The 24,853-nt window shown below is 69.4% G+C and carries 22 protein-coding genes and 1 pseudogene; 7 read left to right on the top strand and 16 right to left on the bottom strand.

Features of this window, described 5'->3' with window-relative positions; all coding sequences use genetic code 11:
* Positions 1-52 precede the first annotated feature (52 nt).
* The 10 genes from ITJ61_RS12090 to ITJ61_RS12045 form a co-directional block, all read right to left on the bottom strand.
* Positions 53-1,096 (bottom strand): hemolysin family protein, encoded by a 1,044-nt coding sequence (locus ITJ61_RS12090; RefSeq protein ID WP_194686310.1) that lies wholly within the window; start codon positions 1,094-1,096, stop codon positions 53-55.
* Positions 1,089-2,468: a hemolysin family protein gene (locus ITJ61_RS12085; protein WP_194686309.1), complete on the bottom strand. Its 1,380-nt coding sequence runs from the start codon at positions 2,466-2,468 to the stop codon at positions 1,089-1,091. Before ITJ61_RS12085 ends, ITJ61_RS12090 begins: the two co-directional genes overlap by 8 nt.
* Before the next feature lie 144 nt (positions 2,469-2,612).
* Complete coding sequence (locus ITJ61_RS12080; RefSeq protein ID WP_194686308.1) at positions 2,613-3,665, bottom strand: aldo/keto reductase; 1,053 nt, start codon at positions 3,663-3,665, stop codon at positions 2,613-2,615.
* Positions 3,666-3,742: 77 nt separating this feature from the next.
* A complete protein-coding gene (locus ITJ61_RS12075; RefSeq protein WP_104243678.1) occupies positions 3,743-4,303 on the bottom strand; it encodes a histidine phosphatase family protein in 561 nt (186 codons plus the stop codon).
* Entirely contained in the window at positions 4,300-5,403 is a 1,104-nt protein-coding gene (locus ITJ61_RS12070; RefSeq protein ID WP_104243676.1) for an ABC transporter ATP-binding protein, read from the bottom strand. The genes ITJ61_RS12075 and ITJ61_RS12070 overlap by 4 nt, the downstream gene beginning before the upstream one ends.
* The gene (locus ITJ61_RS12065) at positions 5,400-7,178 is read right to left on the bottom strand and encodes an ABC transporter permease (RefSeq protein ID WP_194686307.1); all 1,779 of its coding nucleotides are present in this window, start codon (positions 7,176-7,178) and stop codon (positions 5,400-5,402) included. Before ITJ61_RS12065 ends, ITJ61_RS12070 begins: the two co-directional genes overlap by 4 nt.
* Positions 7,175-8,341: an ABC transporter substrate-binding protein gene (locus ITJ61_RS12060; protein WP_104300071.1), complete on the bottom strand. Its 1,167-nt coding sequence runs from the start codon at positions 8,339-8,341 to the stop codon at positions 7,175-7,177. Before ITJ61_RS12060 ends, ITJ61_RS12065 begins: the two co-directional genes overlap by 4 nt.
* 94 nt (positions 8,342-8,435) lie before the next feature.
* The gene (locus tag ITJ61_RS12055; RefSeq protein WP_194686306.1) at positions 8,436-9,266 is read right to left on the bottom strand and encodes a MurR/RpiR family transcriptional regulator; all 831 of its coding nucleotides are present in this window, start codon (positions 9,264-9,266) and stop codon (positions 8,436-8,438) included.
* Between the two features lie 134 nt (positions 9,267-9,400).
* Positions 9,401-10,855, bottom strand: coding sequence for an MFS transporter (locus ITJ61_RS12050; RefSeq protein WP_104330041.1), 1,455 nt, complete (start codon positions 10,853-10,855; stop codon positions 9,401-9,403).
* 244 nt (positions 10,856-11,099) lie between these two features.
* Complete coding sequence (locus tag ITJ61_RS12045; protein WP_194686305.1) at positions 11,100-12,725, bottom strand: ABC transporter substrate-binding protein; 1,626 nt, start codon at positions 12,723-12,725, stop codon at positions 11,100-11,102.
* Between the two features lie 360 nt (positions 12,726-13,085).
* Here ITJ61_RS12045 and dnaK point away from each other — a divergent pair, with 360 nt between their 5' ends.
* The 4 genes from dnaK (at position 13,086) to ITJ61_RS12025 (ending at position 17,348) form a co-directional block, all read left to right on the top strand.
* Positions 13,086-14,951 carry a molecular chaperone DnaK gene (gene dnaK / locus ITJ61_RS12040; RefSeq protein WP_104307464.1) on the top strand — a complete coding sequence of 622 codons (1,866 nt, stop codon included), beginning with the start codon at positions 13,086-13,088 and terminating at the stop codon, positions 14,949-14,951.
* Positions 14,952-14,953: 2 nt separating this feature from the next.
* Positions 14,954-15,664 carry a nucleotide exchange factor GrpE gene (locus ITJ61_RS12035; RefSeq protein WP_104243661.1) on the top strand — a complete coding sequence of 237 codons (711 nt, stop codon included), beginning with the start codon at positions 14,954-14,956 and terminating at the stop codon, positions 15,662-15,664.
* A 115-nt stretch (positions 15,665-15,779) separates the two neighbouring features.
* Positions 15,780-16,790, top strand: coding sequence for a DnaJ C-terminal domain-containing protein (locus ITJ61_RS12030; protein ID WP_104243659.1), 1,011 nt, complete (start codon positions 15,780-15,782; stop codon positions 16,788-16,790).
* A 9-nt stretch (positions 16,791-16,799) separates the two neighbouring features.
* Entirely contained in the window at positions 16,800-17,348 is a 549-nt protein-coding gene (locus ITJ61_RS12025) for a heat shock protein transcriptional repressor HspR (protein WP_194686304.1), read from the top strand.
* A gap of 174 nt (positions 17,349-17,522) precedes the next feature.
* Here the strand turns inward: ITJ61_RS12025 and ITJ61_RS12020 are convergent, their stop codons facing one another.
* The 5 genes and pseudogenes from ITJ61_RS12020 to ITJ61_RS12005 form a co-directional block, all read right to left on the bottom strand.
* Positions 17,523-18,293, bottom strand: a complete 771-nt coding sequence (locus tag ITJ61_RS12020) for an SDR family NAD(P)-dependent oxidoreductase (protein WP_194686303.1) — start codon at positions 18,291-18,293, stop codon at positions 17,523-17,525.
* 403 nt (positions 18,294-18,696) lie between these two features.
* On the bottom strand, positions 18,697-19,542 hold the full coding sequence (locus ITJ61_RS12015; protein WP_194686302.1) for a helix-turn-helix transcriptional regulator: 846 nt from the start codon (positions 19,540-19,542) through the stop codon (positions 18,697-18,699).
* Positions 19,543-19,551: 9 nt separating this feature from the next.
* A complete protein-coding gene (locus ITJ61_RS20325) occupies positions 19,552-20,016 on the bottom strand; it encodes a hypothetical protein (RefSeq protein ID WP_323744353.1) in 465 nt (154 codons plus the stop codon).
* 121 nt (positions 20,017-20,137) lie between these two features.
* Positions 20,138-20,764, bottom strand: a pseudogene (locus tag ITJ61_RS20320) (SDR family NAD(P)-dependent oxidoreductase); the annotation flags it as partial.
* Positions 20,664-21,122, bottom strand: coding sequence for a winged helix-turn-helix transcriptional regulator (locus ITJ61_RS12005; RefSeq protein ID WP_194686301.1), 459 nt, complete (start codon positions 21,120-21,122; stop codon positions 20,664-20,666). The pseudogene ITJ61_RS20320 and the gene ITJ61_RS12005, both read right to left, overlap by 101 nt.
* 164 nt (positions 21,123-21,286) lie before the next feature.
* Here ITJ61_RS12005 and ITJ61_RS12000 point away from each other — a divergent pair, with 164 nt between their 5' ends.
* Positions 21,287-22,522 carry an MFS transporter gene (locus tag ITJ61_RS12000; protein WP_228496660.1) on the top strand — a complete coding sequence of 412 codons (1,236 nt, stop codon included), beginning with the start codon at positions 21,287-21,289 and terminating at the stop codon, positions 22,520-22,522.
* Positions 22,523-22,551: 29 nt separating this feature from the next.
* Here ITJ61_RS12000 and ITJ61_RS11995 read toward each other — a convergent pair whose 3' ends face one another.
* A complete protein-coding gene (locus tag ITJ61_RS11995; protein WP_194686300.1) occupies positions 22,552-23,163 on the bottom strand; it encodes a TetR/AcrR family transcriptional regulator in 612 nt (203 codons plus the stop codon).
* Between the two features lie 49 nt (positions 23,164-23,212).
* Between ITJ61_RS11995 and ITJ61_RS11990 the strand changes: the two genes are divergently transcribed.
* Both ITJ61_RS11990 and ITJ61_RS11985 read left to right on the top strand, forming a co-directional pair.
* Positions 23,213-24,079 carry an SDR family oxidoreductase gene (locus ITJ61_RS11990; RefSeq protein ID WP_194686299.1) on the top strand — a complete coding sequence of 289 codons (867 nt, stop codon included), beginning with the start codon at positions 23,213-23,215 and terminating at the stop codon, positions 24,077-24,079.
* A gap of 54 nt (positions 24,080-24,133) precedes the next feature.
* On the top strand, positions 24,134-24,841 hold the full coding sequence (locus tag ITJ61_RS11985; protein WP_194686298.1) for an SDR family oxidoreductase: 708 nt from the start codon (positions 24,134-24,136) through the stop codon (positions 24,839-24,841).
* The last annotated feature ends 12 nt before the right edge of the window (positions 24,842-24,853 follow it).

The following is a 24,853-nucleotide window of genomic DNA, read 5'->3' as shown; positions in this document are numbered from 1 at the left end:
TCCCGCCCGTTTCCGAGCGGGAGCATCCCTTCTGCGGGATCGAAGCGGCGGGCTACGCGGCCGCGGAGGTCGCGTTCACCTCGCCGACGAGCACCTCGAGGACGTCCTCGAGGAACAGGAGACCCGTCACCCTGCCGTCGGTGTCGAGCGCCTTGGCGACGTGCGCGCCGCGGTCGCGGAGCACCGCCATGGCGTCCTCGAGTTCCGCGTCGCGCGACACGGAGACGAGGCTCCGCAGTCGCTTCTGGGGGATGGGCGACGTGAAGGCGTCAGCACCCATGAGGTCCATGACGTCCTTCATGTGGATGTAGCTCGTCGGCTCTCCTCGCTCGTCGGTGACGACGTAGCGGGAGAAGCCGTGCTCGGCGACGGCCTGCTGCACGTCGATGGGGCGCGCGCCTGCCGGTAGGAGCACCATCTCGGCGATGGGCACATCCACGTCGCTGACCTTCTTCTCGGTGAACTCGAACGCGCCAGCGAGCGTGCCGGACGTGTCGCTCAGCGTTCCCTCTCGGGTCGACTGCTCGACGATTCCGGCCACCTCCTCGAGCGTGTACGTGCTCGTCGCCTCGTCCTTCGGCTCGACCTTGAAGAGGCGCAGCACGCCGTTCGCGATCGTGTTGAGGCTCCAGATGATCGGGTTGAAGATCTTGGAGACCACGACGAGGGGCGGGGCGAGAAGGAGCGACGCGCGGTCAGGCACCGAGAACGCGAGGTTCTTGGGGATCATCTCGCCGAACACGACGTGCAGGAACGTGACCAGCACAAGCGCGACCGCGAACGCGATCACGCTGATGGCCTCGGCCGACAGCGCGGTGAGCCCGAGCGGGATCTCGAGCAGGTGGTGGATGGCCGGCTCGGAGACGTTCAGGATGAGCAGCGAGCAGACGGTGATGCCCAGCTGGCTCGTCGCCAGCATGAGCGTCGCGTGCTCCATAGCCCACAGGGTGGTCTTCGCGGCGCGGCTGCCCCGCTCAGCGAGGGGCTCGATCTGGGATCGCTTCGCCGAGATGACGGCGAACTCGGCGCCGACGAAGAAGGCGTTGCCGATGAGGAGGACGAACAGCCACAGGATTCCTGGCAGGTACTCACTCATTGGTCATCACCTCCTTGACTCGGTCGTGGGCTCTGTCGTGCGCAAGCTCCTGGCCCGTCATGAGGCTCCGGTCGCCGTCGGGTTCGTCTGGCAGGTAGCGGACCCGCACGATGCGGGTGCCGTCGATGCGCTCGACGCGCAGCATGCCCGACTCGATGGCGACCTCGTCGCCGAGCTCGGGGAGACGCTCGAGGGTGTCGGTGATGAATCCGCCGACGGTGTCGTAGTCGCCGTCCTCCGGCACCTCGATGGCGAGGCGGTCGAGGACCTCGTCCGGGCGCCAGGAGGCGTCGAACGTGACGGAGCGGCCGCGCCGGATGAACCCGGTCTGGTGTCGGTCGTGTTCGTCCTCGAGCTCCCCGACGATCTCCTCGACGAGGTCTTCGAGCGTGACGATGCCCGCGGTGCCGCCGTGCTCATCCACGACGACGGCAACCTGGTGGCGTTCGGCGCGCAGGAGGGTCAGCAGGGCGGATGCGCCCATCGACTCCGGCACGCGGAGCGCCTCGGTCTGCAGCTCGTCGGCGGTGACCTCGGTCTGGCGCTCCACGGCGACCGCGAACGCCTGCTTGGCGTGCACGAACCCCGTGATGTTGTCCGGGGTGCCGTCGACGACCGGGAACCGGGAGTAGCCGGTCTCGATGGCGAGGGCGATGATCGCCTGCGCCGTGTCGTCGACCTCCACGCTCGCCATGCGCACGCGGGGCGTCATGACGTCGGACGCGTCGTGCTCGGCGAACTTGAGGGTGCGCCGCAGCAGGGCCGCGTCGTCTTCCTCGAGCAGGCCGGAGAGCGCGGAGTGGCGGATGAGGTACGACAGCTCGTCGGCGCTTCTGGCACCGGAGAGCTCCTCCTTGGGCTCGATGCCCATGGAGCGGATGATGGCGTTCGCGGTGTTGTTCAGGAGCAGGATCACGGGCTTGAACACCGTCGTGAAGAGCGCCTGGAACGGAATGACGACCTTCGCGGTCGCCCTGGGGAGGGCGAGTGCGAAGTTCTTCGGGACGAGCTCGCCGATGATCATCGAGAACAGCGTCGCCAGGATGATGCCGACGATGGCTCCCGCGACGGGCACGAGGCCCGCGGGAACGCCGACTCCGGTGAGGGGTTCCTCGAGGAGGGAGCTGACGGCCGGCTCGAACGTGTATCCCGTGAGCAGGGTCGTGAGCGTGATCCCGAGCTGCGCGCTGGAGAGGTGCGTCGACGTGATCTTCAGGGCCTTGATGGTGGGCCCGAGTCGCTTCTCTCCGCGGCTTTGCCGTTTTTCGAGTTCGTTTCGGTCGAGGTTGACGAGCGCGAATTCACTCGCGACGAACAACCCGGTTCCTACTGTGAGAACGAGGCCGATGCCGAGCATCACCCATTCGTTCATGCGTGGTGCCTCCAGACTGTGGCGGCCGAGGGGTCGGCCGGAACGTCGAGAGGCTTGGGACTATGACTGGGAGGGTCTTCCATGAGGAGAGATTCTAGTTGCCCTTCGTTTGCCCGCAACTCGGCAAGCTGGGGATCCGCCGGGTCAGGAACGAGCGAGCTGTGCCTCTTCGCGGCCCTGGGAGGTCCAGGCGGGGTCGGCGGAGCGGTGGCCGACGACTCGGTCGGCGAGCGCGTCCAGCTGCTGCAGCTGCTCGACGTTCAGCTCGAGGCCGATGGCACGCAGGTTCTCGTCGACGCGCTGCGGGCTGCGGGTTCCGGGAATGGGGGAGACACCCACGCCGAACTCCGCCGACTTCGCGTAGACCCAGGCGAGGGCGACCTCGGCGACCGAGACGTGGCGGTCGTGCACTTCGCTGAGCTGCTGGGCGACGGCGGCGACCTCGCCGGCAAGCGCGCGGTTCACGGGCAGGTTCTCGGGGAAGAAGCGGGGGAAGTTGGCACGCACATTGGGGGAGACGGCGTCGAGCTCCGCCCACGAGTCGGTGAGCAGGCCGCGGCTGACAGGCGAGTAGGGCACGAACCCGGCTCTGACCTCGCGGATGGCGGGGATGACGTGCGCCTCCAGGTCGCGGCTGAAGATGCTGTACTCGCTCTGCACCGCGGCGATCGGGTGGATGGCGGCCGCGCGGATGATCTCGGCGCCCGTCGGCTCGCTCAGCCCGATGTGGCGGACCTTGCCTTCGGCGACGAGCTCGGAGACGAACCCGACCGTGTCCTCGATCGGCACGTTCGGGTCGACGCGGTGCTGGTAGTAGAGGTCGATGTGGTCGGTGCCGAGGCGCGTGAGGGAGAGCTCGACCTGCTCGCGGACGTGCTCGCGGTCGCCGCGCACTCCGCGCTTGCCGACGCCGTCGCCCTTCGTGATGCCGAACTTCGTGGCGAGCTGGATGCGCTCCCGCTGTGCCGGGAAGATCTTCGCGATGGTGCTCTCGCTGCGGCCGTCGCCGTAGATGTTGGCGGTATCGAGGAACGTGATGCCCGCATCCACCGAATGCTGCAGCGTGCGCAGCGCCTGCGCGTCGTCGATGGGCCCGTAGGCATCGCTGAGGCTCATCGCGCCGTAGCCCTGGACGGTCGTCACGAGGCCGTCGCCGAGGAGTGTCGTGGGGAGCTGGCCTGCCGAGCTGTTCGTCATGGCGTCAAGTCTTGTGCCGACCACCGACATTTCGCCAGCGAGCCGCGCCCCGGGGGTAACACTCGGGGCGCGGCTCGCTACCGCGCCACGTTGAAGGCGACGAGGCGAGCCGAGCCGTCGTGCTGCACGTCGATCGCCGTGAGGCTCGGTGCGGCGACGGGCTCGATGAGGTCCGCGGTGAGTCCGATGTAGCGCGCGAGGACCGCGCGGATCGTGCCACCGTGGGTGACGACCAGCACGGGTCCTGGGCGCCTGGCGGCGTCGGCGACGGCGCCCTCGATGCGGGCTCGAAGCGCTGGCGCCGACTCTCCGCCGGGCGGCACGAGCCGCCCCGCACGCCACTCTGCGTAGTCCGGCCCGATCTCCGCCGGCACGCGCCCCTCCCATTCGCCGAGCGTCGCCTCCGCCCAGCGCTCGTCGATCGACGGCTCGAGATCGCTGAGCGCCGACGCTGTGGAGCGAGCACGGAGCAGCGGCGAGGCGACCACGCTGGAAGGGGCCCACACCGAGACGGCATCCCGCAGCGCCGCGGCATCCGACCGGCCCTTCGCGGTCAGGTCGATGTCGGTGCGCCCCTGCAGGCGGCGCTCGGCGGTCCACGAGGTCGCGCCGTGGCGAACCAGCAGCAGCGCGGTCATCGGGCCGCCCCCGCGAGCTCGGTCCCCGCCGCGTCCCCGGCGGCCGCGAGCCGCGAGCCGTCCGCCGAGAAGATCGCGTCCGGATGCTCCGGCGGCTGCAGGCGCGTCGCCTCGCCAGGCTGGTGGGCCCGGTCGGTGACGATCGAGAGGCGGTCGGAGCCTGCGAGGCCCGTCGTGATCCATCGTCCTGCGACCGGGGTCGACTCGAGTACCTCGAACTCGAGGAGCCCGCCGGCCCCGACCGAGATCGACTCCGGTGCGTACATGGCGTGGAGCGTCGTCCCGTCCGGGACGTCGGGCACCTCGGCGAGCGGTGCCACGCCTCGGAAGAGGCGCCCTCGGCCGACCTCACCGCGGAGCATGACCTTCGCGGGGCTCCCCAGGAAGGAAGCGACGAACGCGGTCGCGGGTCGATCGAGCAGCTCCTGCGGCGTGCCGAACTGCTCGATCGCCCCGTCACGCATCACCGCGATGTGGGTCGCCATGGCAAGCGCCTCCACCTGGTCGTGCGTGACGTACACGCTCGTCGCACCGCTCAGCCGGTGCACCTTCACGAGCTCGGCCCGCGTGTCGAGCCGCAGCCGCGCGTCCAGATTCGAGAGGGGCTCGTCGAAGAGCAGCACGCCGGGCTTCGGCGCGACGGTGCGGGCGATGGCGACGCGCTGCTGCTGGCCGCCGGAGAGCTCGGCCGGGAAGCGATCGGCGAGGCCGTCGAGCTCGAGCATGCCGAGCACCTCGGCGACTCGAGCGTCACGCTCGGCGGAGCCCCAGCCGGCGACCTTGAGCGGCCAGCCGATGTTGTCGCGCACGCGCATGTGCGGCCACAGCGCGTAGCTCTGGAACACCATGCCGAGCCCGCGCTTGCTCGCCGGCACGGACGCGCCCGTGTCGCCGTCGGCGACGACCCGGTCGCCGAAGCGGATGCGCCCCGCCGTCGGCTCCTCGAGCCCCGCGAGCATGCGCAGCGTCGTGGTCTTCCCGCATCCGGAGGGCCCGAGCAGCACGACGAAGGCGCCGTCCGGGATATCGAGGTCGATGTCGCGCACCGCGCTCTGGCGGCCGAACGCCTTCGCGAGGCGGTCGAGGGTGATGGCGGTCACGTGGTGCTCCCGGCGTTTCGGTCGCCCTGCAGTCTGCGGGCGAGGAGGGTGGCGGCCACCGAGATGGCGGCGATGATGAGGGTGATGGCGTTGGCGTGCTGGGTGAACCCCTCGGAGGCGTACCGGAAGGTCATGGTCGAGAGCAGCGGGGTGGCTGGCGTGACGAGCAGCACGACAAGCGACAGGTCGCGCACCATGGTCACGAAGACGAGCACGCCTCCGCCCACCACGCCCCTGGCCGAGAGGGGCAGCAGGATGCGCGCCAGCCGGCGCGGTCCGCGGGCACCGGCGACGGTCGCTGCCTCCTCGAGCTCGCTCGAGACCTGGCCGAGTGCAGCCCGTGAGGTCTGGAACGCGAACGGGACGCTCGCCGCGACGCCCGCGAGGACCAGGATCCAGAAGGTGCCGTAGAGCGAGGGGAGCGGGCCGATCGGCGTCCCGAACTGCGCGATGAACGCGGCTCCGAACGCGACGCCGGGGATGAGGAAGGGCACGTACGACAGGAACGAGATCGTCCCGGACGTGACGCGCGCTCGCGGGAGGCGACGCAGCACGTAGGCGCCGAGCACGCCGAGCACGATCGCCCCGACCGCCACGGAGGCCCCGAGCGCGAGGGTGCCGCCGAGCGCGGTGATGACGGTGGGGTCGGTGAGGATGCCCCGCACGCCCTGCGCGATGCCGGGGTCGGACCCGCCGGTCCAGAAGTGCAGCGTGAAGCCGCCGTCGACGCGCCCCGTGCGCCGCAGCACGGTGCTCACGGCGAGCACGATGCCTGGAACGATCGCCGTGACCAGCACGAGCGTGGATGCGGCGACGAGCAGTGGGATGCGCCAGACGCCGGTCCGCACGGCGCGGGCCTGCGTCGCCTTGCCGGTGAGCGTTGCGAACGAGCCGCGCCCCGTGGCCTTCGTGCCGAGGAAGAGCACGGCGGCCGCGATGACGACGAGGAGGATCGAGAGGACGTAGCCGCGCTCGACGTCGCCCGTCGAGATGGACCCGTAGAGGCGGGTGCTCAGGGTCTGGAAGCGGACGGGCAGGCCGAGCAGGGCGGGCACGGCGAAGTTGCTGACCCCTTCGGCGAAGGCGAGCAGGAACCCTGAGAGGAGCGCGGGGGCGACCGAGGGCAGGGTCACGCGCAGGGCGATGCGCAGCCTGGAGGCTCCGGTCAGCTCGGCAGCCGCGAGCAGGTCCCCGCCGACGTTCGCGAGGGCTGCGGCGACGACGAGGAAGGACAGCGAGAAGTAGTGCGCGACGAGCGTGAGCGTGATCGGCACGGCTCCCCAGGACAGCGCATCCGGAACCGCGATACCGAACGACTGGAGCAGGCCGGGGGAGCCGCCGATGCGGTCGTTGCGGAAGACCGTCTCCCAGGCGAGCGCGATGGCGAAGCTCGGCAGGGCGAAGGGCACGGCGGCGAGCGCGCCGATAATCTTCCGGCCGGGCACGTCGCTCATGACGACGACCCAGGCGAGGAACGCGCCGATCACGGTCGAGAGGAGTCCCGTTCCGAGGCCGACGAGCAGCGAGTTCCCGAGCGGCTGCCAGAAGAGGTTGCCCGCGATGCGCCCCACGAACACGTCGCCCCACGCGCCGGCACCCCGTTCGCCGACGGTCGCGGCGACGAGGCCGCCGAGGGGGAGCGCCACGAGGACGACGAGGATGGCGATGACGACCGCCGCGAGCACGCCGATGCGGCCTCGCGATGCGACCGTCCGCCAGCCGCGGCCCCGCGCAGGGGTGGGGCCGCGGCCGACGGACGTGGCGAGGAGCGTCACTGGATGCTGAGGAGGAAGTCGGCGATCTCGTCGCGGCGCTCGGCGGACGACTCCGGCTCGATGCGCCACGCGCCGAGCTCGTCGAGCGAGACGGCGTCGGCTGGCGCGACCACGTCGCTGCGCGTCGGGTAGTCGCCTGCGACGTAGAACGGCTCGAAGCCCTCTCCGCCCGTCTCGGTGTCATCGCCCATCATGTAGTCGATGAGGAGTCGCGCGGCTGCCGGGTTCTGGGCGTTCGCGGTGACGCCGAGCATCGCGGGGAACGCGATGCCGGGCGACGGGGCGACGTTCGCGGCCACCTGCAGCGCCCATCCCTCGTCCTCGTTGTCGCGGCGGTCGGAGTACGAGGTGAAGCCGACGGGAGGGTTCGCCTGGCCGGTGGCGCCGATCGCGGCGTTGACCGTGTCGGTGTCGTCGACGAGCACGACGTCGTTCGCGTAGAGCTCGGAGATGAACTGCAGGCCCGCGTCGTCCACGCCCTCGTCGAGCACGACCGGCGTGCCGAAGTGCTCCTCGTAGGCGGCGGCCATCTCGTCGGCGCGCAGCGACATCTCGGTCACGAGGTCGAGGTAGTCTCCGCGCACGTTCGGGTCGACCATGACGACCTTGCCCGCCCACGCCGGCTCGGTCAGCTCCCACAGGTTGTCGACCGGGGCGCCATCCGGATGCGCCTCCTCGTTGTACATGAGCACCTTCGTCGAGAGGCGGTTCGCGACGAGGGGCGCCTGGAACTCGGCGGGCAGCGACTCGGCGACGCGCGGCGGCACGTAGGGGGTCAGCACGCCGTCGGCGAGCAGCTCGGTGACGACGACCGGGGCGTCGCTCACGTAGGCGACATCCGCGGTCGTGCTGCCCGCGGTGTGCTCGCTCGCGAGTCGCTGGATGAGCTCGGTCGAGGAGAGGTCGCTCGAGACGACGTCGATGCCGGGGTAGGCGGCCTCGAAGCTCTCCTCGATGCTCGCGACGCGGCTCGTGAAGGCGTACACGGAGACCGTGCCCTCCGCTTCGGCCATCGCGACGAGCTCGTCGTGGCTGAGGGAGTCCCAGTCGACTGCGGATGCCGCGTCGTCGCCGGTGGTCGGGGTGGTGGAGCATCCGGCGAGGAGCGCGAGGGCGGTGAGCGCCGCGGCGGACGTCACGAGAGGGCGGGCGGGGAAGCGCATGGGTGTTCCTTCGTTGTCTGTGGAGCGCAGAGCGGTGAGGGGTGGATGCGTCGAGGCGCATCCGGGTGCGAGGTGAAGCTGGTCGTGGTGCAGGTCAGGAGTCGAGGCGGTCGAGGAGCGTGCCGAGGCGGTCGAGGGAGCGCAGGGAGGGCTCGGCACGGCGGGCGATGGTGAGGATGAGTGCGTTGCTGATCGCCATCGGCACGGTCAGGGAGAGGTAGTCGTCGCTGCCGCCGCGGGGCGCGGCGATGATGGTCGACGGGCGCGGGGCGGGCCACACGACGGTGTCGGTGATGAGGGCGCTGTGCGCGCCCGCCTCCGCCGCCACGTCGAGCAGCGGCCCGAGCACGGCGGGCGCCCGGCGGAAGGCGAAGGCCAGGAGGAGGTCGCCCGCCGAGAGCCGCGCGATCCGCTCGGCGATGTCGCGGCGCGACCCCGTGAGCTGCACGGTGCGCATCCCGAACCGCTGCAGGCGGCGGCTCATGAGATCGACGAGCACGGTCGCGTTGCCCTGCGCGAAGAGGTGCACCTCTCCGGCGCGCAGCACCTGCTCGGCGAGCGCATCCAGCTCGCCCTGCTGCACGTGGCGGGGGAGGTCGGAGAGCGCAGCGAGCTCGTCGTCGACGAATCCACCGAGCACGTCGCTCGCCTGATGGCGCTCGAGGCGACCCCTGATGCGCTGCGAGGGGCCGTCGCCGCCGTGGTAGTCGGCGCGCAGCGCATCCCGAAGCTGCGGGTAGCCCTCGAAGCCGAGGCGCTGCGCGAGCCGGGTGGCCGCGGACTGGTGCAGCTGGAGCGGACCGGTCAGCTCGGCCGCGCTCCAGAAGGTGGCCTCGAGCGGCTGCGTCTGCAGGGCCGACACGAGCCGACGGTCGGTCGGCGTGAGCAGGTGACCCTGCTGCTTGGCGAGGCTGATGATGAGCACGCGAGGAACGCTAAGTGCAAAAGAACTTGCAATGGGTGCAAGTCCTGCACGTTCACGTGCCGTTCATCGAGTGTCCGATTCGGCGTTCCCTGAGGCGCCGCCGGAGCGCCCCCGGAGCGCCGCGGAGTCCGCTGCTACGCGCTCGCCTGCTTCACCTTGCTCGGCACGGGCAGCATCATGAGGAAGCCGACGGCGAGCACGATGCCGATGCCGATGATGCCCATCTTCGGGTTGCCGGAGAGGAACACGAAGAGGCTGAACAGGGCGGGCGTGATGAAGCTCGCGACGCGGTTCGTGGTGGCGTAGAGGCCGAACAGCTCGCCCTCGCGCCCGGGAGGCGTCGCGCGCGACAGGTAGGAGCGACTCGCCGCCTGCGCGGGACCCACGAAGAGGCACAGGGCGAGGCCGAAGATCCAGAACACGGTCTGCTCGGACGGCAGGAAGAGGAGCACCACGGAGAACGCGGTGAGCGACACGAGCGACGCCATGATGACGAGCTTCGGCCCGAAGCGGTCGTCGAACCAGCCGGCAGCGAGCGTCCCGAGGCCGGCGACGAGGTTCGCGGCGACCGCGAAGTAGATGACCTCGCTCGGCGCGAAGCCGTACACCTGCGCCGCGAGGATCGCCCCGAACGCGAAGATCGCCTGCAGGCCGTCGCGGAAGACGGCGCTCGCGGCGAGGAACAGGAGCAGCTTCGGGTCGCTCTTCGCGAGCTTCCCGATCACGCGGAAGAGAACGCCGTAGGAGGCGAGGAAGCCCACCTTCGGGCGGTTCTCGTCCTTCGCGATCTCCGGCACCTTGAACATGACGGGGAGCGCGAAGACGACGTACCAGACGGCCGCGAGCACGATGGCGAAGCGGATGTCGAGCGCGCCCCCATCCACCCCGCTCGGCACCCCGAGCACCCCGTTCCGGCCCTCCGCGCCGAACGACTGGATGAACAGCACGAGCAGCAGCACGAGCAGCACGATGCTGCCCAGGTAGCCGAGGCCCCAGCCGATGCCAGAGATGCGGCCCACGTTCTTGGGCGTCGAGACCTGCGAGAGCATGGCGTTGTAGTTGACGCCGCTCAGCTCGGCGAAGATCGTGCCGACCGCGAGCAGCAGTGCGCCCCAGAAGAGGTACTCCTCGCCCGGCTGGATGAAGAACATGGCGAGCATGATGAGCACGGTGATGCCCGTGAAGATGCCGAGCCACAGCTTGCGCTTGCCTGAGCCGTCCGAGCGCTGTCCGAGGACCGGCGCGATGAGCGCGACGAGCAGTCCAGCGACGGTGCTCAGGTTCGCGATGACGTTCGTGGATGCGGCCTGAGCCGCCAGGTACTGCGGGTCGAGCGGGTTCGCGTCGCCCAGCGCCGCGACCTGCGGGTCGATGAAGAGGTCGCTCGCGAGGTAGGTCGCGAAGACGAACGTGACGACAACGGCCTGGAAGGCGGAATTGCCGACGTCCCACAGCGCCCACGCCGTCGCGCGCCTCTTCAGCTCCTTGGGCGTGACCGCCGCCCCGCCGTCGACGGTCTCGACTCGCCCGCTCGGGGTCGGGTCGCTGGAGGAGGGGGCGCCATCGTCGGCGCGGCCTGGGAGTGCCATGCGCGGATTCTATGCGCGGGAGGCGGCGCGCAGGCGAACGCGCGGACGGTGGGGTCCGCGTGGACGTCGGCCCATCCCGGCCCGGTTCGGTCCGGTCCGGTTCGGTCCGGTCCGGTCCGGTCCGGCCAACTTCCGTGATGGTTCGGGGCTGCCCGCCCGGATGGACGTCAGCCGGGCCGAAGCATCACGGAAGTTGGCCGGTGCAGTGCAGTGCAGTGCCCGCGTGCAGGCGCGCCGCCGAAGGCTACTGACCGAGCCAGGTGTCGTAGAAGTACGGGCGGCCGACGGCGTTGGTCTCGATGCCGTGCACCTCGGGGCTCGTGACGAACACCTGGTAGTTGTCGACGATCGGCACCGTGTAGGCCTCCTCGAGGACGCTCTCCTGCAGCTTCGCGAGGTTCGCCGCGCGTTCGTCGGTGCCGTTCGCGGTCTGGGAGACGCCAAGCAGCTGCTCCTCGAGCTCGCCGCCCGCCAGCTGGAACTGGTTGGTGTAGTCCTGCCCCCAGTACTGGCGCAGCGTCGTCGCGTCCAGGAACGAGTTGGCGACGGGGAAGATCGGGGTGCCGCCAGCCGCGAAGACATCGCTGTACGTGCTCGCATCCGTCTGACGGATCTCGAGCTGGATGCCGATCGCCTTGAGCTGCTGGGCGGCGAGCTCGAGGATCTGGCCGGAGCCGTTCACGAACGGCGACGTGTATGCGGGGATCGTCAGGCGCGTGCCGTCCTTCACCCGGTAGCCGTCGCCGTCCTTCTCGGTCCAGCCGGACTCGTCGAGGAGCGAGTTCGAGAGGTCCTGGTCGAAGGCGAGCTTCTCGCTCAGGTCGACCCAGCCTGGTGTCGCGGCCTGCACGGAGGAGGTCGCCGGCTTCCAGTTGGCGTTGAAGACGGTGTCGACGATCTCCTGACGGTTCACGCCGTGCTGGATGGCCTGGCGCACGTTCACGTCGTCCGTGATCTCGGCGTTGGGTCGCAGCACGAAGTTGATGGGCGTGCCGAGGTACTCGCCGTAGATGACGTTGAAGCCGTCGTCGATGAGGCGCTGCTCCTCGCTCGGCTGCACGAAGTGCACGGAGTCGACCTGGCCGGACTCGAGGGCGCCCTGGCGTGCGGAGTCCTCCTCGAGCACGTTGAAGGTGATGGAGTCGAGGTAGGCGGGGCCCTCGTGGTCGAACGCCTCGCTGGCCCAGTCGTAGTCGGCGCGCTTCGTGAGCACGATTTCGCGCTCGGGCACCTGCGACTCGAAGACGAACGCTCCGGTGCCGACGACGTTCGCGAGGTCCGCCTGCTCGTCGAGCGGCAGGTCGATGGTGCTCTCGCCGAGGATGCCGGCCGCGAAGAAGCCGAGGCTGGGGATGAACCCGCGATTGGGTGCGCTGAGGGTGACGAGCACGGTCGTGTCGTCGACGGCCTCGGCGCTCGCGAACTCCCCGGGGACGATCGGCGAGCGCGTGATGCCCTTGCTGTCGTCGCCGAGGCCGAGCACCTCGAGGTTCTTCGCGACGATGTCGGCGTCCAGCGGCGTGCCGTCCGAGAAGGTCACGCCCTCGCGCAGCTTCAGCGTGTACTGAAGTCCGTCCTCGCTCTCCTCCCACGACTCGGCCAGCCACGGGTGCACCTCGCCCGTGTTGTCGACGTAGACGAGCGTCTCGACGAGCTGCGTCCACACCTGGCTCTTGTACCAGTTGTTCGACTGCTGCTGCTGCCACCCGTCGGCGATGGCGGTGACGGCGTGCACGAGGTCGCCGCCGGCGACGGGGGTGTCGGAACCCGCGCTCGCGGTGCTCTGCCCGGTCGCGCATCCGCTGAGGAGGAGGGAGGTGAGGGCCGCGCCGATGACGGCTGCGGAGAAGGTGGAGCGGCGTCTGTTCATGACGGTCCTGTCGTGGGTGGATGCGTTGCGAGGGCCCGAGGGCGGCCAGCCTGAGTGGCGGGCTGGCGTGAGCGTGGCAGGTAGCTCAGGCGGAGTCCAGGATGCGCGTAACAGTGGGGCCGGGGCTGAACTCGCGTGACTCCACGCGTGAACTCGTTGCCTCGTGTGTCCCGTGACTCGTGTGACTCGTCAAGACTTGAGTCGTTCCCACTCAACTCTCAGCCGCCCAGCTTGACGCGTGCACCGTGCTGAGTAAACTTGAGCGCAGACGGCTCAGGTCTTCATGCCTCCGATTCGGAGCACAGAACCAGAGCCGACGAAGACTCAGAACAGACAAGCACTACAAAAGGAGAACCACACATGTCACGTGCTGTTGGAATCGACCTCGGAACAACGAACTCCTGCGTCGCAGTCCTCGAAGGTGGCGAGCCGAAGGTCATCGCGAACGCCGAGGGCTTCCGCACCACCCCGTCGATCGTCGCATTCACGAAGGACGGCGACGTCCTCGTCGGCGAGACCGCCAAGCGCCAGGCCGTCACGAACGTCGACCGCACCATCGGATCCGTCAAGCGCCACATGGGCACCACCTGGACCCAGGCCATCGACGACAAGAAGTACACCGCGCAGGAGATCTCCGCGCGCATCCTCGGCAAGCTCAAGCGCGACGCTGAGCAGTACCTCGGCGACAAGGTGACCGACGCTGTCATCACCGTCCCCGCGTACTTCAACGACGCCGAGCGCCAGGCCACGAAGGAAGCCGGCGAGATCGCCGGCCTCAACGTGCTCCGCATCATCAACGAGCCCACCGCCGCCGCACTCGCGTACGGCCTCGACAAGGGCAAGGAAGACGAGCTCATCCTCGTCTTCGACCTCGGTGGCGGAACGTTCGACGTCTCCCTCCTCGAGGTGGGCAAGGACGACGACTTCTCCACCATCCAGGTGCGCTCCACCGCAGGTGACAACCGCCTCGGCGGCGACGACTGGGACGACCGTCTCGTCAAGTACCTCATCACCGAGTTCAAGTCGCAGACCGGCGTCGACGTCGCGAACGACAAGATCGCGCTCCAGCGCCTCAAGGAAGCCGCTGAGCAGGCGAAGAAGGAGCTCTCCAGCTCCACCAGCGCCAGCATCCAGCTGCCCTACCTCTCCCTCACGGAGAACGGCCCCGCGAACCTCGACACGAGCATCACGCGTGCGAAGTTCGAGGACCTCACGAAGGACCTCCTCGAGCGCACCCGCAAGCCCTTCGAAGACGTCATCCGCGAAGCCGGCATCAAGGTCGACGAGATCGACCACGTCGTCCTCGTCGGTGGCTCCACCCGCATGCCCGCCGTCGCCGAGCTCGTCAAGAAGCTCAGCGGCAAGGAGGCCAACAAGGGCGTCAACCCGGATGAGGTCGTCGCAGTCGGCGCCGCACTCCAGGCTGGTGTGCTGAAGGGCGAGCGCAAGGACGTCCTCCTCATCGACGTCACGCCCCTCTCCCTCGGCATCGAGACCAAGGGCGGCATCATGACCAAGCTCATCGAGCGCAACACGGCCATCCCGACCAAGCGCAGCGAGACCTTCACGACGGCCGACGACAACCAGCCGTCCGTGCAGATCCAGGTCTTCCAGGGCGAGCGCGAGTTCACCCGCGACAACAAGAACCTCGGCACCTTCGAGCTCACCGGCATCGCACCGGCCCCCCGTGGCATGCCGCAGATCGAGGTCACGTTCGACATCGACGCCAACGGTATCGTGCACGTCTCCGCAAAGGACAAGGGCACGGGCAAGGAGCAGTCGATGACGATCACCGGCGGCTCCAGCCTCGGCAAGGAAGACATCGAGCGCATGGTCCGCGAGGCTGAAGAGCACGCGGAAGAAGACAAGAAGCGCCGCGAAGGCGCCGAGCAGCGCAACATCGCCGAGACCACGGTCTACCAGGTCGAGAAGGTGCTCACCGAGAACGACGACAAGCTCCCCGCCGACGTCAAGAACGAGGTCCAGGGCGATGTCGACGCGCTCAAGACGGCCCTCGCAGGCGACGACGACGCGGCCGTGAAGTCGGCGCTCGACAAGCTCAACACCAGCCAGACGAAGCTCGGCGAGGCCATCTACGCCGCAGCCCAGGCTGAGCAGGCAGCAGAGGCCCCCGCGGCCGACGCACCCGCCGGAGACCAGGCAGCCGACGATGACATCGTCGACGCCGAGGTCGTGGACGACGAGGACGACAAGGACAAGAAGTAACCATGGCTGAAGAGCGAAACGAGTCAGAAGCACGCGGCCCCGAGAACTCGGGAGAAGCAAACGAGCCGATCATCAACGACAAGCGTCGGATCGACCCGGAGACTGGCGAAGTTCGCGACCTCGGCACGGCTGCTGGGGCCGAGTCGGCGGAGTCCACACCGGACGACGCCGACCCGGCCGCCGGCCAGGCTGCTGAAGCCGCGGCTGAAGGCCTGAGCGTCGAGGATCTCGAGAAGCTCCTCAGCGGCGAAGGTGCAGAAGACGCGCCAACGGAAGGCGCCCCCGGCGAGAGCGATCTCGCAGTGGAGCGCCTCCACGACCTGCAGCGCGTCCAGGCGGAGTACGCCAACTACCGCCGCCGCACCGACCGCGAGAAGACCGAGGCCTACGACGCCACCAAGGCGGAAGTGCTCCGGTCCCTCCTCCCCGTCCTCGACGACCTCGACCGTGCCCAGAAGCACGGCGACCTCATCGAAGACACCCCGGTCGCCGTCATCGCGAACAAGCTGCGCACCGCAGTCGAGCGCCTCGGCCTCACCGCCTACGGTGAAGCCGGAGAGGCCTTCGACCCCCAGCGGTACGAGGCCATCGCACAGCTGCCGAACCCCGAGGTCACGAGCGACACGATCGCTGACGTCGTCGAACGCGGCTACACCATCGGCGAGCGCGTCGTCCGCGTCGCGAAGGCAGCCGTCTTCGTACCCGCTTCATAAGCACCGCGATCGGCGCATCCGCCCGATCGAACACGGGAGGGGGCACCGCAGCTGCGGGCCCCCTCCTGTCTTCATCCGGAAGACACGTGCTCATCCCTAGGAACAGAAGGACCATATGGCCAGTCAGGATTGGTTTGACAAGGACTTCTACGCGGTGCTCGGCGTATCGAAGGACGTAGACGAAAAAGACCTCAAGAAGCAGTACCGGAAGCTCGCGCGTCAGTATCACCCTGACTCGCACCCGGGCGACACTGCCGCAGAGGCGAAGTTCAAGGAGATCTCCGAGGCCTACTCGGTCATCTCCGACCCAGAGCACCGCGCCGAGTACGACCAGATGCGCGCCATGGGCTCGGGCGCCCGCTTCCAGCAGGGGCCAGGCGGCCCAGGGGGCGCGGGCTTCGAGGACGTCTTCGGAGGCATGTTCAACGGTGGCGGCGGACGCCGCGGCGCGTCGAACGCCGACTTCGAGGACCTCCTCGGTTCCATGTTCGGCGGTGGTGGCGGCGGCTTCGGGGCAGGCAGCTTCGGCGGAGGTGCCGGCGGGCCTGCCGGGTTCCAGACCGGACCGCAGAAGGGGCGCGACCAGAGCGCATCCACGACGCTCAGCTTCATGACCGCCATCCACGGCGACACGGTCGAGCTGCAGGGGCAGGATGGGCGGGTCGTGAAGGTCCGCGTTCCCGCCGGCGTCGAGGACGGGCAGAAGATCCGCCTCCGCGGCAAGGGCGGGCAGAGCCCGAACGGCGGCGAAGCCGGAGACCTCATCCTCACCGTCGCCGTGCGACCCGACCCCGTCTTCACGCGCTCGGGCCTCAACCTGGAGGTGACCGTGCCGGTCTCCTTCGCTGAGGCAGTCCTCGGCGCCACCATCGAGGTGCCGACCGTCGACGGCAAGACCGTGCGCGTCAAGGTCGCGCCGGGCACGCCGAACGGGAAGACGCTCCGCGTGAAGGGCAGGGGCATCGAGTCGAAGAAGGGCAAGGGCGACCTGCTCGTGCACCTCGAGGTGGCCGTGCCGAATCACCTGTCGAGCGCGCAGGAGAAGGCGCTCGCCGACTTCGTCGCCGCATCCGGAGACGAGAGCCCCCGCGAGGACCTGCTGCGTCTCGCGCGCCAAGGCAGGTAGGGGACGCCCATGGCATTCCCCTCCGACCTCGACGAGGACGCCCCGATCTTCGCGATCGCCATGGCGGCGGAGCTCGCGAACATGCACCCGCAGACGCTTCGCCAGTACGACCGGATGGGCCTCGTCACGCCTCGGCGCACGGCCGGGCGCGTGCGGCGGTATTCGCTTCGCGACGTCGCGCAGCTGCGGGAGATCGCGGTGCTGTCGAACGAGGGCGTGAGCCTCGAGGGCATCGCCCGCGTGCTCGAGCTGCAGCGCGAGGTGCTGGGACTGCGCCGCCGCGTCCGGGCGCTCGAGGCGGAACTCGCCGACGAGCGCCTCACGAGGCTCGGTGGTCGCATCTTCGCGGCCGGGGAACGCGGCGATGTCGTGCCCCTCGCCCACGGTCGCCGCACGGCCCGCCGAACCGAGGTCGTCGTGTGGCGGCCGGCGCGCATCCACGATGCCGAGGCCGAAGCCGACGCCGACGCCGACGAGCGGCGCCCGAAGCGAACCCGCGCGAAAGCCTCGGCACCGCGTACGCGCGCTTCCCGCGCCAAGCGGCCGCCGGACGCGTAAGCCCGCGCCGCATCCCGCCTCCCGCGCCCCGCGCCGCGCCTTCCGCCGAACCACCCGCGTCTCGAGCGCCGAAGAGGTCAGTTTCGCCCCATCCTGAGGCCCAGGATGGGGCGAAACTGACCTCTTCGCGTCGGGGTGGGTGCGGGTGCGGCGCGCGGGGTGCGGCGCGCGGGGTTAGCGGGCTCCGTTGCCGCCGTCGACGCGCCACTGCGCGCCGGTCACGAACGACGCCTCGTCGGAGCCGAGGAACACGACGACCCGAGCGATATCCAGCGGCTCGGCGTAGCGGCCCATCGGGATTGCGGCCTGGAACCCGGCCTTCGCCGCCTCCGTGTCGCCGCCGCCGAAGCCCTCCTCCAGTCGCCGCACCATCTGCGTGTTCACGCCGGACGGGTGGATGCTGTTGACCCGCACCCCGCTCGGGGCGACCTCGAGCGCGGCGGACTTCGTGAAGCCGACCACGGCGTGCTTCGACGCGACGTAGGCGGAGACGCCGGGCGCCCCGTCGAGGCCCGCCTCCGAGGACGTATTGATGATGCTGCCGCTGCCGCGCTCGGTCATGACCTTGAGGACATGCTTCATGCCGAGGAAGACGCCGCGCACGTTGACGGCGAAGACCTTCTCGTAGTTGTCGACGCTCGCTTCCGTGAGCGGGCCGACGGCGCCTTCGATGCCCGCGTTGTTGAAGAACACGTCGATCGTCCCGAACGCCTCGACGGTCTGGGCGACGTAGCGCTCGACGTCGGCCTCGTCGGTGACATCCGCGGCGATCGCGATGACCTCGCCGTGCGCCGAGAGGCGTTCGCGCGCGGCCTCGAGGGGCTCCGGGAAGAGGTCGACCAGGGCCACGCGTGCGCCCAGCTTGAGGAATTCCTCAGCTGTCGCCGCGCCGATGCCGCCCGCGCCGCCGGTGATGACCACTGAGCGTCCGGTGAAATCTGTCATGTCGCAACTCCTTTGTCGTCTGGTTGTCCGCGTGACGTCGCTCGCCCGCGGCAGTCGTCGGCCGCCGGAGCTGTATCCCCGACGGCGCCGCCAGGCTAGGTGCCACGCATGCGCATCCACTGTGTACCGACACAGCGAATGCGCCGAAAGCATGCGCCCCGCCCCGCCCCGCCCCGAGCAGGGTCACGGCCACCGCAGAGTTGTGGCGTGACGTCGTGGCGACGTCGCGCAGCAGCAACAAGCCACAACTCCACGGCCTGGGCGCGCGCGTTCGGGTGCAGGGCGCCGGGCGCGGGTGTTCGGACGCCGGACGACGGGCGCGGGTGTTCGGACGCCGGACGCCGGACGCCGGATGTCGGACGTCGGACGCCAGTCGTCGGGTGCCGGACGCCGGGCGCCTGAGTCAGGCGTCGGCGGTGAGGCGCTGCGTGCCGATGACCGAGAGCAGCTGCAGTCGGTCGTAGCTCTCTGTGCCAGGCGTGGCCGTCAGCACGAGCAGCGTCTGGTGCTGCGCGGGGTCGATGAGGAACTGGCAGTGCACCTCCATGGCCCCGAGCTCGGGATGCTGCACTCGCTTCTCGAGCTCGTGCGTCGCGTTGATCTCGTGGTCGGCCCAGATTGCGGCGAACTCCGGGCTCTCGGCGAGGAGCGCATCCACGACCCGCTGCGCTCGAGAGCCTGGACCCTGCTGGGCGACGAAGCCGCGAGCATCCGCGGCGAATGCTCGAGACAGCTTCTCGTGGTCGGCCGACGGGTAGACGTCGCGGGCGCCGGGCGCCGTGAACCAGCGGTAGACGACGCTGCGGGCGTTGCCGACGAAGCGGGTCTCGTCGCCGAAGAGGGCGCGCGCGGCCGGTGTCTGCACAAGCGTCTCGCCCATGGCCGTCATGACCTGCGCCGGGGTGTCGGCCAGGCGGTCGAGGATGCGCATGAGGCCGGGGGCCACGTGCTCGCCGCCGATGGCGCGGCGAGGTGCCTGGTGGCCGGCGAGGTGGAAGAGGTGGTCGCGTTCCGCGGCCGTCAGCCGCAGGCCACGCGCCATGGCGGCGAGCATCTGCTCCGAAGGCTGGGGGCCGCGGCTCTGCTCGAGGCGACTGTAGTAGTCGACCGACATGTCGCTGAGTGCAGCGACCTCCTCGCGCCGCAGCCCCTGCGTGCGGCGGCGGGGTCCCTTCGTCAGACCGACGTCCTCGGGTTGGAGCGCCTCGCGGCGGCTGCGGAGGAAGTCGGCGAGCTGGGCTCTGTCCATGAGGCGAGGCTAGCGGGCGACGTGCTCGGCGACGAGCTGTTCGGAGAGCTCCCACAGGCGGCGTGCATCCGCTTCGCTCGCGACGCGCGAGTAGAGCGTCTGCTCGGCCGGGCGGCCGCCGATGTGGCCTGGGCCCTTCGGGCCGTAGAGGCGGCCACCCTTCGCGTCGGGGCTCGTGGCAGCGAGGACGGCGGGGAGGGCGGCGCTCTGCGGGGTGCCGGTGATGCCGACCCGTGAGAGGAGGCGGATGACCTTGACCTCGGTGGTGTCGCTGGCTCGCCCCATGCCCGGCTGCGCGGCGAGGAGATTCGTGGGTGAGACGCCAGGATGCGAGAGGTTGCTCTGGATGCCCCAGTCGTTCGCCTCGCTGAGGCGGTGGAGGTGCATCCCGAGCAGGCCGGTCGCGATCTTCGACGAGCTGTACGAGCCCATCTTGCTGTAGCTGCGCTCCCAGTTCAGGTCGTCCCAGTTCACGGCGCCCTGGTTGGCGGCGATGCTGATCTGCGTCGTGACGTGCGCCCTGCCCTCCTTGAGGAGGGGGGAGCAGGCCGGTCGTGAGGGCGAAGTGGCCGAGGTGGTTGGTGCCGAACTGCAGCTCGAAGCCGTCGCTCGTGGTGCGGCGCTCTGGTGGTGTCATCACCCCGGCGTTGTTGATCAGGATGTTGATGGGGCGCCCGTCTTCGACGAGCTCCTCGGTGAGGGCCGAGACCGATGCCAGCGAGGAGAGGTCCAGCTGGCGCAGCTCGAGCTTCGCATCCGGGTTCGCTCCTCGAATGCGCGCCGCCGCCTTCTCGCCCTTGGCTTGGTTGCGGACCGGCATGATGACCGTCGCTCCGGCTCGGGCGAGCCTGGCGGCGATGTTGATGCCGATGCCGTCGCTCGCACCCGTGACCAGGGCGAGTTGGCCGGTGAGGGAGGGGACTGGGATGTCGCGGTTCTTGGGCACGGGATGCTCCTGAGTGGTGTCGATGTCGAGATCGCTCCGCCGGTGAGGCGAAGGTGCAGTCTGGCTGCTGGAACCACTCTGCTGGGTCGATCTTCTTCGATTCAGGGCTCGCTCATCCAGGGATCGGTGATCCCTGGATGAGGCTGGTTGCTGGGAGCTGAGGCCGAGGTGTCGGTCAGCGGCGCACGAAGGACACCTTGTCGGCGTCGACGGGCCGGCCTCGGGCGTCGATGAGCTGCGAGGAGACCTGGCACTCGCTTCCCTGGCTGCGGGCATCCACCTTCGCCGGTGCTTCTCGGGGCACGTGTGTTTCGCCCCACTGCTTCATGGCGATGAGGACAGCGCTCAGCTCGCGGCCTGACGGGGTGAGGTCGTACGCCTCTCGCGTGCGCTGACCGGGCTCCTGGTATGAGGCTCTTGTCATCACGTCGGCCTCGACGAGCTTCGCGAGCCTGGCGCTGAGCACGTCGCTGGCGATGCCGAGACTGTCGCGGAACTCGGCGAACGTGCGTCGACCGAGCAGTGCCTCCCTGATGAGGAGGAAGCTCCACGGGTCGTCGAGAACGCCGAGGCAGCGGGCGATCGCGCAAGAGCCGTTGAGAGCCTTGGTGAGGGCGGGCGACTGGCGAGGCATGGGGTGACTCTAGCCTGACTCCATTTTCCGGAGCCAGGCTGACCCGTCCGAGTGTGACCGTGAGCGACCATCTGAGTTGCTAAAACAGAGTCAGCTTCCTATGGTCGTGCCAGGCGGCGCTTCCCCGATGCCGCGCGCCCATGACGAGCCCAAGGAGACTTTGCATGCGCCGAGCACGTCAACTGCCTGAGGCTGACCTGCAGCAAGCGCCATCGCGCCCGGGCACGCGCCGCGCCTTCTGGGCCGCGGCGTTCGTGCTTGCCATCGCCCTCTGGTCGTCCGGTGCGCCGAGCGTGCTGTATCCGCTCTACGCCGAGCAGTGGGGCCTGTCGCCCGTCGTCGTCACGAGCGTCTTCGCCACATACCAGCTGGCTCTCGTGGTCGCGCTGCCCCTCTTCGGGAACCTCTCCGACGTGTTCGGTCGGCGCTGCGTGATGATCGGGGGAGTCGCGCTGATCGGCGCATCCGCCCTCGTGTTCGCGGTTGCCCCGAACGTCGGGTTCCTGTTTGCCGGCCGGGTCCTGCAGGGGCTCGGAGCGGGACTCGCGATGGGCGCGGCGACCGCCTCTCTCGTGGAGAACAACACGAGCGCGAGCCCACGCTTCGCGAGCTCCGCGGCGACCGTCTCCACTGCCGTCGGCCTGACGGCTGCTCTCGCTCTGAGCGGACTCTTCGCGGAATTCGTCGCGATGCCGCTCGTCTGGAGCTACGTCGTGCTTCTGGTCCTGGCAGTGGTCAACATCTGGCTGCTGGTGCTCTCGCCGGACGACCGGCCGACGGTGCGCCGCCGCTGGCGCCCCCAGGCGCCCAAGGTGCCGACGGGCATCCGGCTCGGGTTCATGATCTCGACCCTGTCGGTCGCGCTCGCATACTGCGTCGGCGCGATCTTCCTGTCCCTCGGCGCGCACATGATCCGGGAGTTCGCGGATACGGAGAACAGTGCGCTGATCGGGGTCATCCTGGCCTGCTCTTCGGCGACCATCGGCGTCACGGGCCTCCTGCTCTCCAGGATCTCCGCGCACGCCTCCGTGCTTGCCGGCGCCGTCGTGACCCTGCTCAGCCTTGTGCTCATGGCCGCTGCCAGTGCGTTCGGTTCCCTCCCGCTTTTCTTCGGGTGGTGCATCGTGGGCGGCGTCGCCTACGCACTCGCATTCACCGGCGGACTCGGCCTCATCAACAGGCTCGCGCCCGCGCACCACCGCGGCGCGAGCTTGTCGCTGCTCTACGTCGTCGCGTACGCATTGCAAGCGGGCACCGCGATCGGGGTTGGTGCGATCGCCACGGGTGGGACGCTCGCCACGGCCGTCCTGGTCGCCGCCGCGGTGCTCGGCGCGATGTGCGTCGCGGTCATCGTTCTCATCTCGATCGCGCGGAGGTCAGGCCACATCTCATCGGCTTGACCTTGGAACCGCGCACGTCGGTGTCGGTGTCAGCGGCTCGCGTCGTCGTCGGGAATGGGGGGTTCTGTCGCCTCCGGGGTGACCAGCTCCACGAGCGTGCTCACGAGCTGCTCCGGCGTGGTCTCCCACATCTGCGGGGAGAGGTGGCCGCTCGCGTCCATGCTCGCGATGCCGTGGGCTCCCGTGAGAAGGAGTGCGCCGTAGAGGTGTGCGCGTTCCGGTCCGACGGCGTCTCCCACGATTCCGAGGAACTCGGCCTGGGCGCGGCTGGCGGCCTCGATCGAGGGTTCCGGGTTAGTCGCGGGCATCGTGAACATCATCTTGAATACTTCGGGTTCGTCGCGCCCGACAGTGAGCAGTGCTTCCAGGGCTGACTGGATGCGCATCCGCGGGTTCGCGTGCTCGTCGTCGCGCAGTTGCCTCAGCTGCTCGGCGATGCGGTCCCAGCTTTCAGCGCCGACGGCGGCGAGCAGGCTCTCCTTATCGGCGAAATGGCGGTACGCGGCCCCGCGTGACACGTCGGCTCTCGCCCCGACCTCGCGGAGGGTGACTCGCTGCGGGCCTCCCGCTTTGAGAAGGTCCCGAGCGGCTCCGAGGAGGGAGCGGCGCGTGGCTGCGGCGGATTCCTGACGACTGACCATGCATCCATCTTACAGTTGACAGCGTCAACTGGGGTGCTAGCCTACTGAGATGACACTGTCACCTGAAAAATCATCCCTCTTCGTCGTGACCGGCGCATCCACTGGAATGGGCGCAGCCACGACTCGTGCCCTTGCCGCCCAAGGGCACTTCGTGCTCGCCGGCGTGCGCAAGGAAAGCGACGGCCGTGCACTCGAGAGCGCGAACGTGCAACCCGTGATCCTCGACATCACACGACCCGAGCAGATCGCCGACCTCGCATCCATCGTCGAAGCCGACGGGCGCCCTCTGCGCGCCCTCGTCAACAACGCGGGCATCGCCGTCAACGCCCCGGTCGAAGCGCTCCCCATGACGGAATGGCGTCGCCAATTCGATGTGAACTTCTTCGGGCACATCGAGGTCACGCAGGCGCTCATGCCGGCGCTTCTCCGCAGCCGGGGCCGCGTGGTCATGATGAGCTCAGTCGGCGGGCGCCTTGCGCAGCCCACGTACGGCGCCTACTCCGGCTCGAAGTACGCACTCGAAGCAGTCAGTGACTCCCTGCGACGCGAGCTCGCCCCACACGGCGTAAAGGTCGTCATCGTCGAGCCCGGTGCAGTGCGCACCGAGATGGTCGGGCGAGGCGGGGCCACTGCCAAGACCCTCATCGCCAACATGACGCCAGACCAGGAGCGGCGCTACGGCGGCCTCATGCACGCGATCCTCGCGCAGTCCGAGGGGTTCCTCAAGGACGGCGTCGACGCGGCGGTGGCGGGGAAGATCATTGCAACGGCAGCCACCAACCCCAGGCCCAGGACCCGCTACACGATCGGGCGCGACGCCGCGATCCTGACTCGCCTCGCGCGCATCCTCCCCGACCGGGCGCTCGACCGCGTGCTCGCCTCCGCACTGCGCCCGCTCTACCCGAAGGCCAGCTGAGCCCCACTCCCACTTCACCCCAACCTCTGCTCCATCACCACAGAAAGTCACCTCATGCCTGCACTCACCGACGCCATCGTCCTCGTCACCGGAGCGAACGGCGGCATCGGCTCCGCCTTCGTCGCCGAAGCCCTCAACCGCGGAGCCGCGAAGGTCTACGCCTCTGCCCGCACCCCGCGCGAGTGGGGCGACGAGCGAATCGTCCCCCTCACCCTCGACGTCACCGACTCCGCGTCGATCAAAGCTGCCGTCGAGACGGCCGGCGACGTCACGATGCTCATCAACAACGCGGGAGGGCTTCCCCCGACGGCAAGCCTCCTCGACATCAGCGAGGACGACATCCGCCGGAACATGGAGATCAACTTCTTCGCGCCCCTCGCCGTGGCCCGGGCCTTCGCACCGACGCTCCGCCGCGCGACGGGCGCGGCGCTCATCGACATGCACTCCGTCGCGAGCTGGGTCGCCTTCGGTGGTGTGTACAGCGCGTCGAAAGCCGCGCTCTGGTCTGCCACGAACGCCCTCAGGCTCGAGCTCGCGCCGAGCGGCGTGCTCGTCACGGGTGTGCACGTCGGCTACGTGGACACGGCGATGGCCGCCCACAGTCAGGATGCCAAGATGCGGCCGGAGGACCTGGTCGCCGCGGTCCTCGACGGCGTCGAGGCTGATTCCTACGAGGTCGTCGCCGACGAGCTCAGTACCCAGGTCAAGGCTGGCCTCGCGGCGCCGATCGAGGCGCTCTACACGCAGCTCGCGCGTCCCTGAGTCGAACGCTCA

It is taken from the genome of Pseudoclavibacter sp. VKM Ac-2888, assembly GCF_015351285.1.
Classification (GTDB): domain Bacteria; phylum Actinomycetota; class Actinomycetes; order Actinomycetales; family Microbacteriaceae; genus Pseudoclavibacter.
The sequence above is the reverse complement of the archived record's forward strand: the minus strand, read 5'-3'. Positions and strand labels throughout refer to the sequence as shown.

What these genes read in the sequence shown, in the direction of transcription:
- ITJ61_RS12090 (WP_194686310.1), bottom strand. Translation starts at nt 1,096, where the DNA reads ATGAGTGAGTACCTGCCAGGAATCCTGTGGCTGTTCGTCCTCCTCATC.
- ITJ61_RS12085 (WP_194686309.1), bottom strand. Translation starts at nt 2,468, where the DNA reads ATGAACGAATGGGTGATGCTCGGCATCGGCCTCGTTCTCACAGTAGGA.
- ITJ61_RS12080 (WP_194686308.1), bottom strand. Translation starts at nt 3,665, where the DNA reads ATGACGAACAGCTCGGCAGGCCAGCTCCCCACGACACTCCTCGGCGAC.
- ITJ61_RS12075 (WP_104243678.1), bottom strand. Translation starts at nt 4,303, where the DNA reads ATGACCGCGCTGCTGCTGGTTCGCCACGGCGCGACCTCGTGGACCGCC.
- ITJ61_RS12060 (WP_104300071.1), bottom strand. Translation starts at nt 8,341, where the DNA reads ATGCGCTTCCCCGCCCGCCCTCTCGTGACGTCCGCCGCGGCGCTCACC.
- ITJ61_RS12050 (WP_104330041.1), bottom strand. Translation starts at nt 10,855, where the DNA reads ATGGCACTCCCAGGCCGCGCCGACGATGGCGCCCCCTCCTCCAGCGAC.
- ITJ61_RS12045 (WP_194686305.1), bottom strand. Translation starts at nt 12,725, where the DNA reads ATGAACAGACGCCGCTCCACCTTCTCCGCAGCCGTCATCGGCGCGGCC.
- dnaK (WP_104307464.1), top strand. Translation starts at nt 13,086, where the DNA reads ATGTCACGTGCTGTTGGAATCGACCTCGGAACAACGAACTCCTGCGTC.
- ITJ61_RS12035 (WP_104243661.1), top strand. Translation starts at nt 14,954, where the DNA reads ATGGCTGAAGAGCGAAACGAGTCAGAAGCACGCGGCCCCGAGAACTCG.
- ITJ61_RS12030 (WP_104243659.1), top strand. Translation starts at nt 15,780, where the DNA reads ATGGCCAGTCAGGATTGGTTTGACAAGGACTTCTACGCGGTGCTCGGC.
- ITJ61_RS12025 (WP_194686304.1), top strand. Translation starts at nt 16,800, where the DNA reads ATGGCATTCCCCTCCGACCTCGACGAGGACGCCCCGATCTTCGCGATC.
- ITJ61_RS12020 (WP_194686303.1), bottom strand. Translation starts at nt 18,293, where the DNA reads ATGACAGATTTCACCGGACGCTCAGTGGTCATCACCGGCGGCGCGGGC.
- ITJ61_RS12015 (WP_194686302.1), bottom strand. Translation starts at nt 19,542, where the DNA reads ATGGACAGAGCCCAGCTCGCCGACTTCCTCCGCAGCCGCCGCGAGGCG.
- ITJ61_RS12005 (WP_194686301.1), bottom strand. Translation starts at nt 21,122, where the DNA reads ATGCCTCGCCAGTCGCCCGCCCTCACCAAGGCTCTCAACGGCTCTTGC.
- ITJ61_RS12000 (WP_228496660.1), top strand. Translation starts at nt 21,287, where the DNA reads ATGCGCCGAGCACGTCAACTGCCTGAGGCTGACCTGCAGCAAGCGCCA.
- ITJ61_RS11995 (WP_194686300.1), bottom strand. Translation starts at nt 23,163, where the DNA reads ATGGTCAGTCGTCAGGAATCCGCCGCAGCCACGCGCCGCTCCCTCCTC.
- ITJ61_RS11990 (WP_194686299.1), top strand. Translation starts at nt 23,213, where the DNA reads ATGACACTGTCACCTGAAAAATCATCCCTCTTCGTCGTGACCGGCGCA.
- ITJ61_RS11985 (WP_194686298.1), top strand. Translation starts at nt 24,134, where the DNA reads ATGCCTGCACTCACCGACGCCATCGTCCTCGTCACCGGAGCGAACGGC.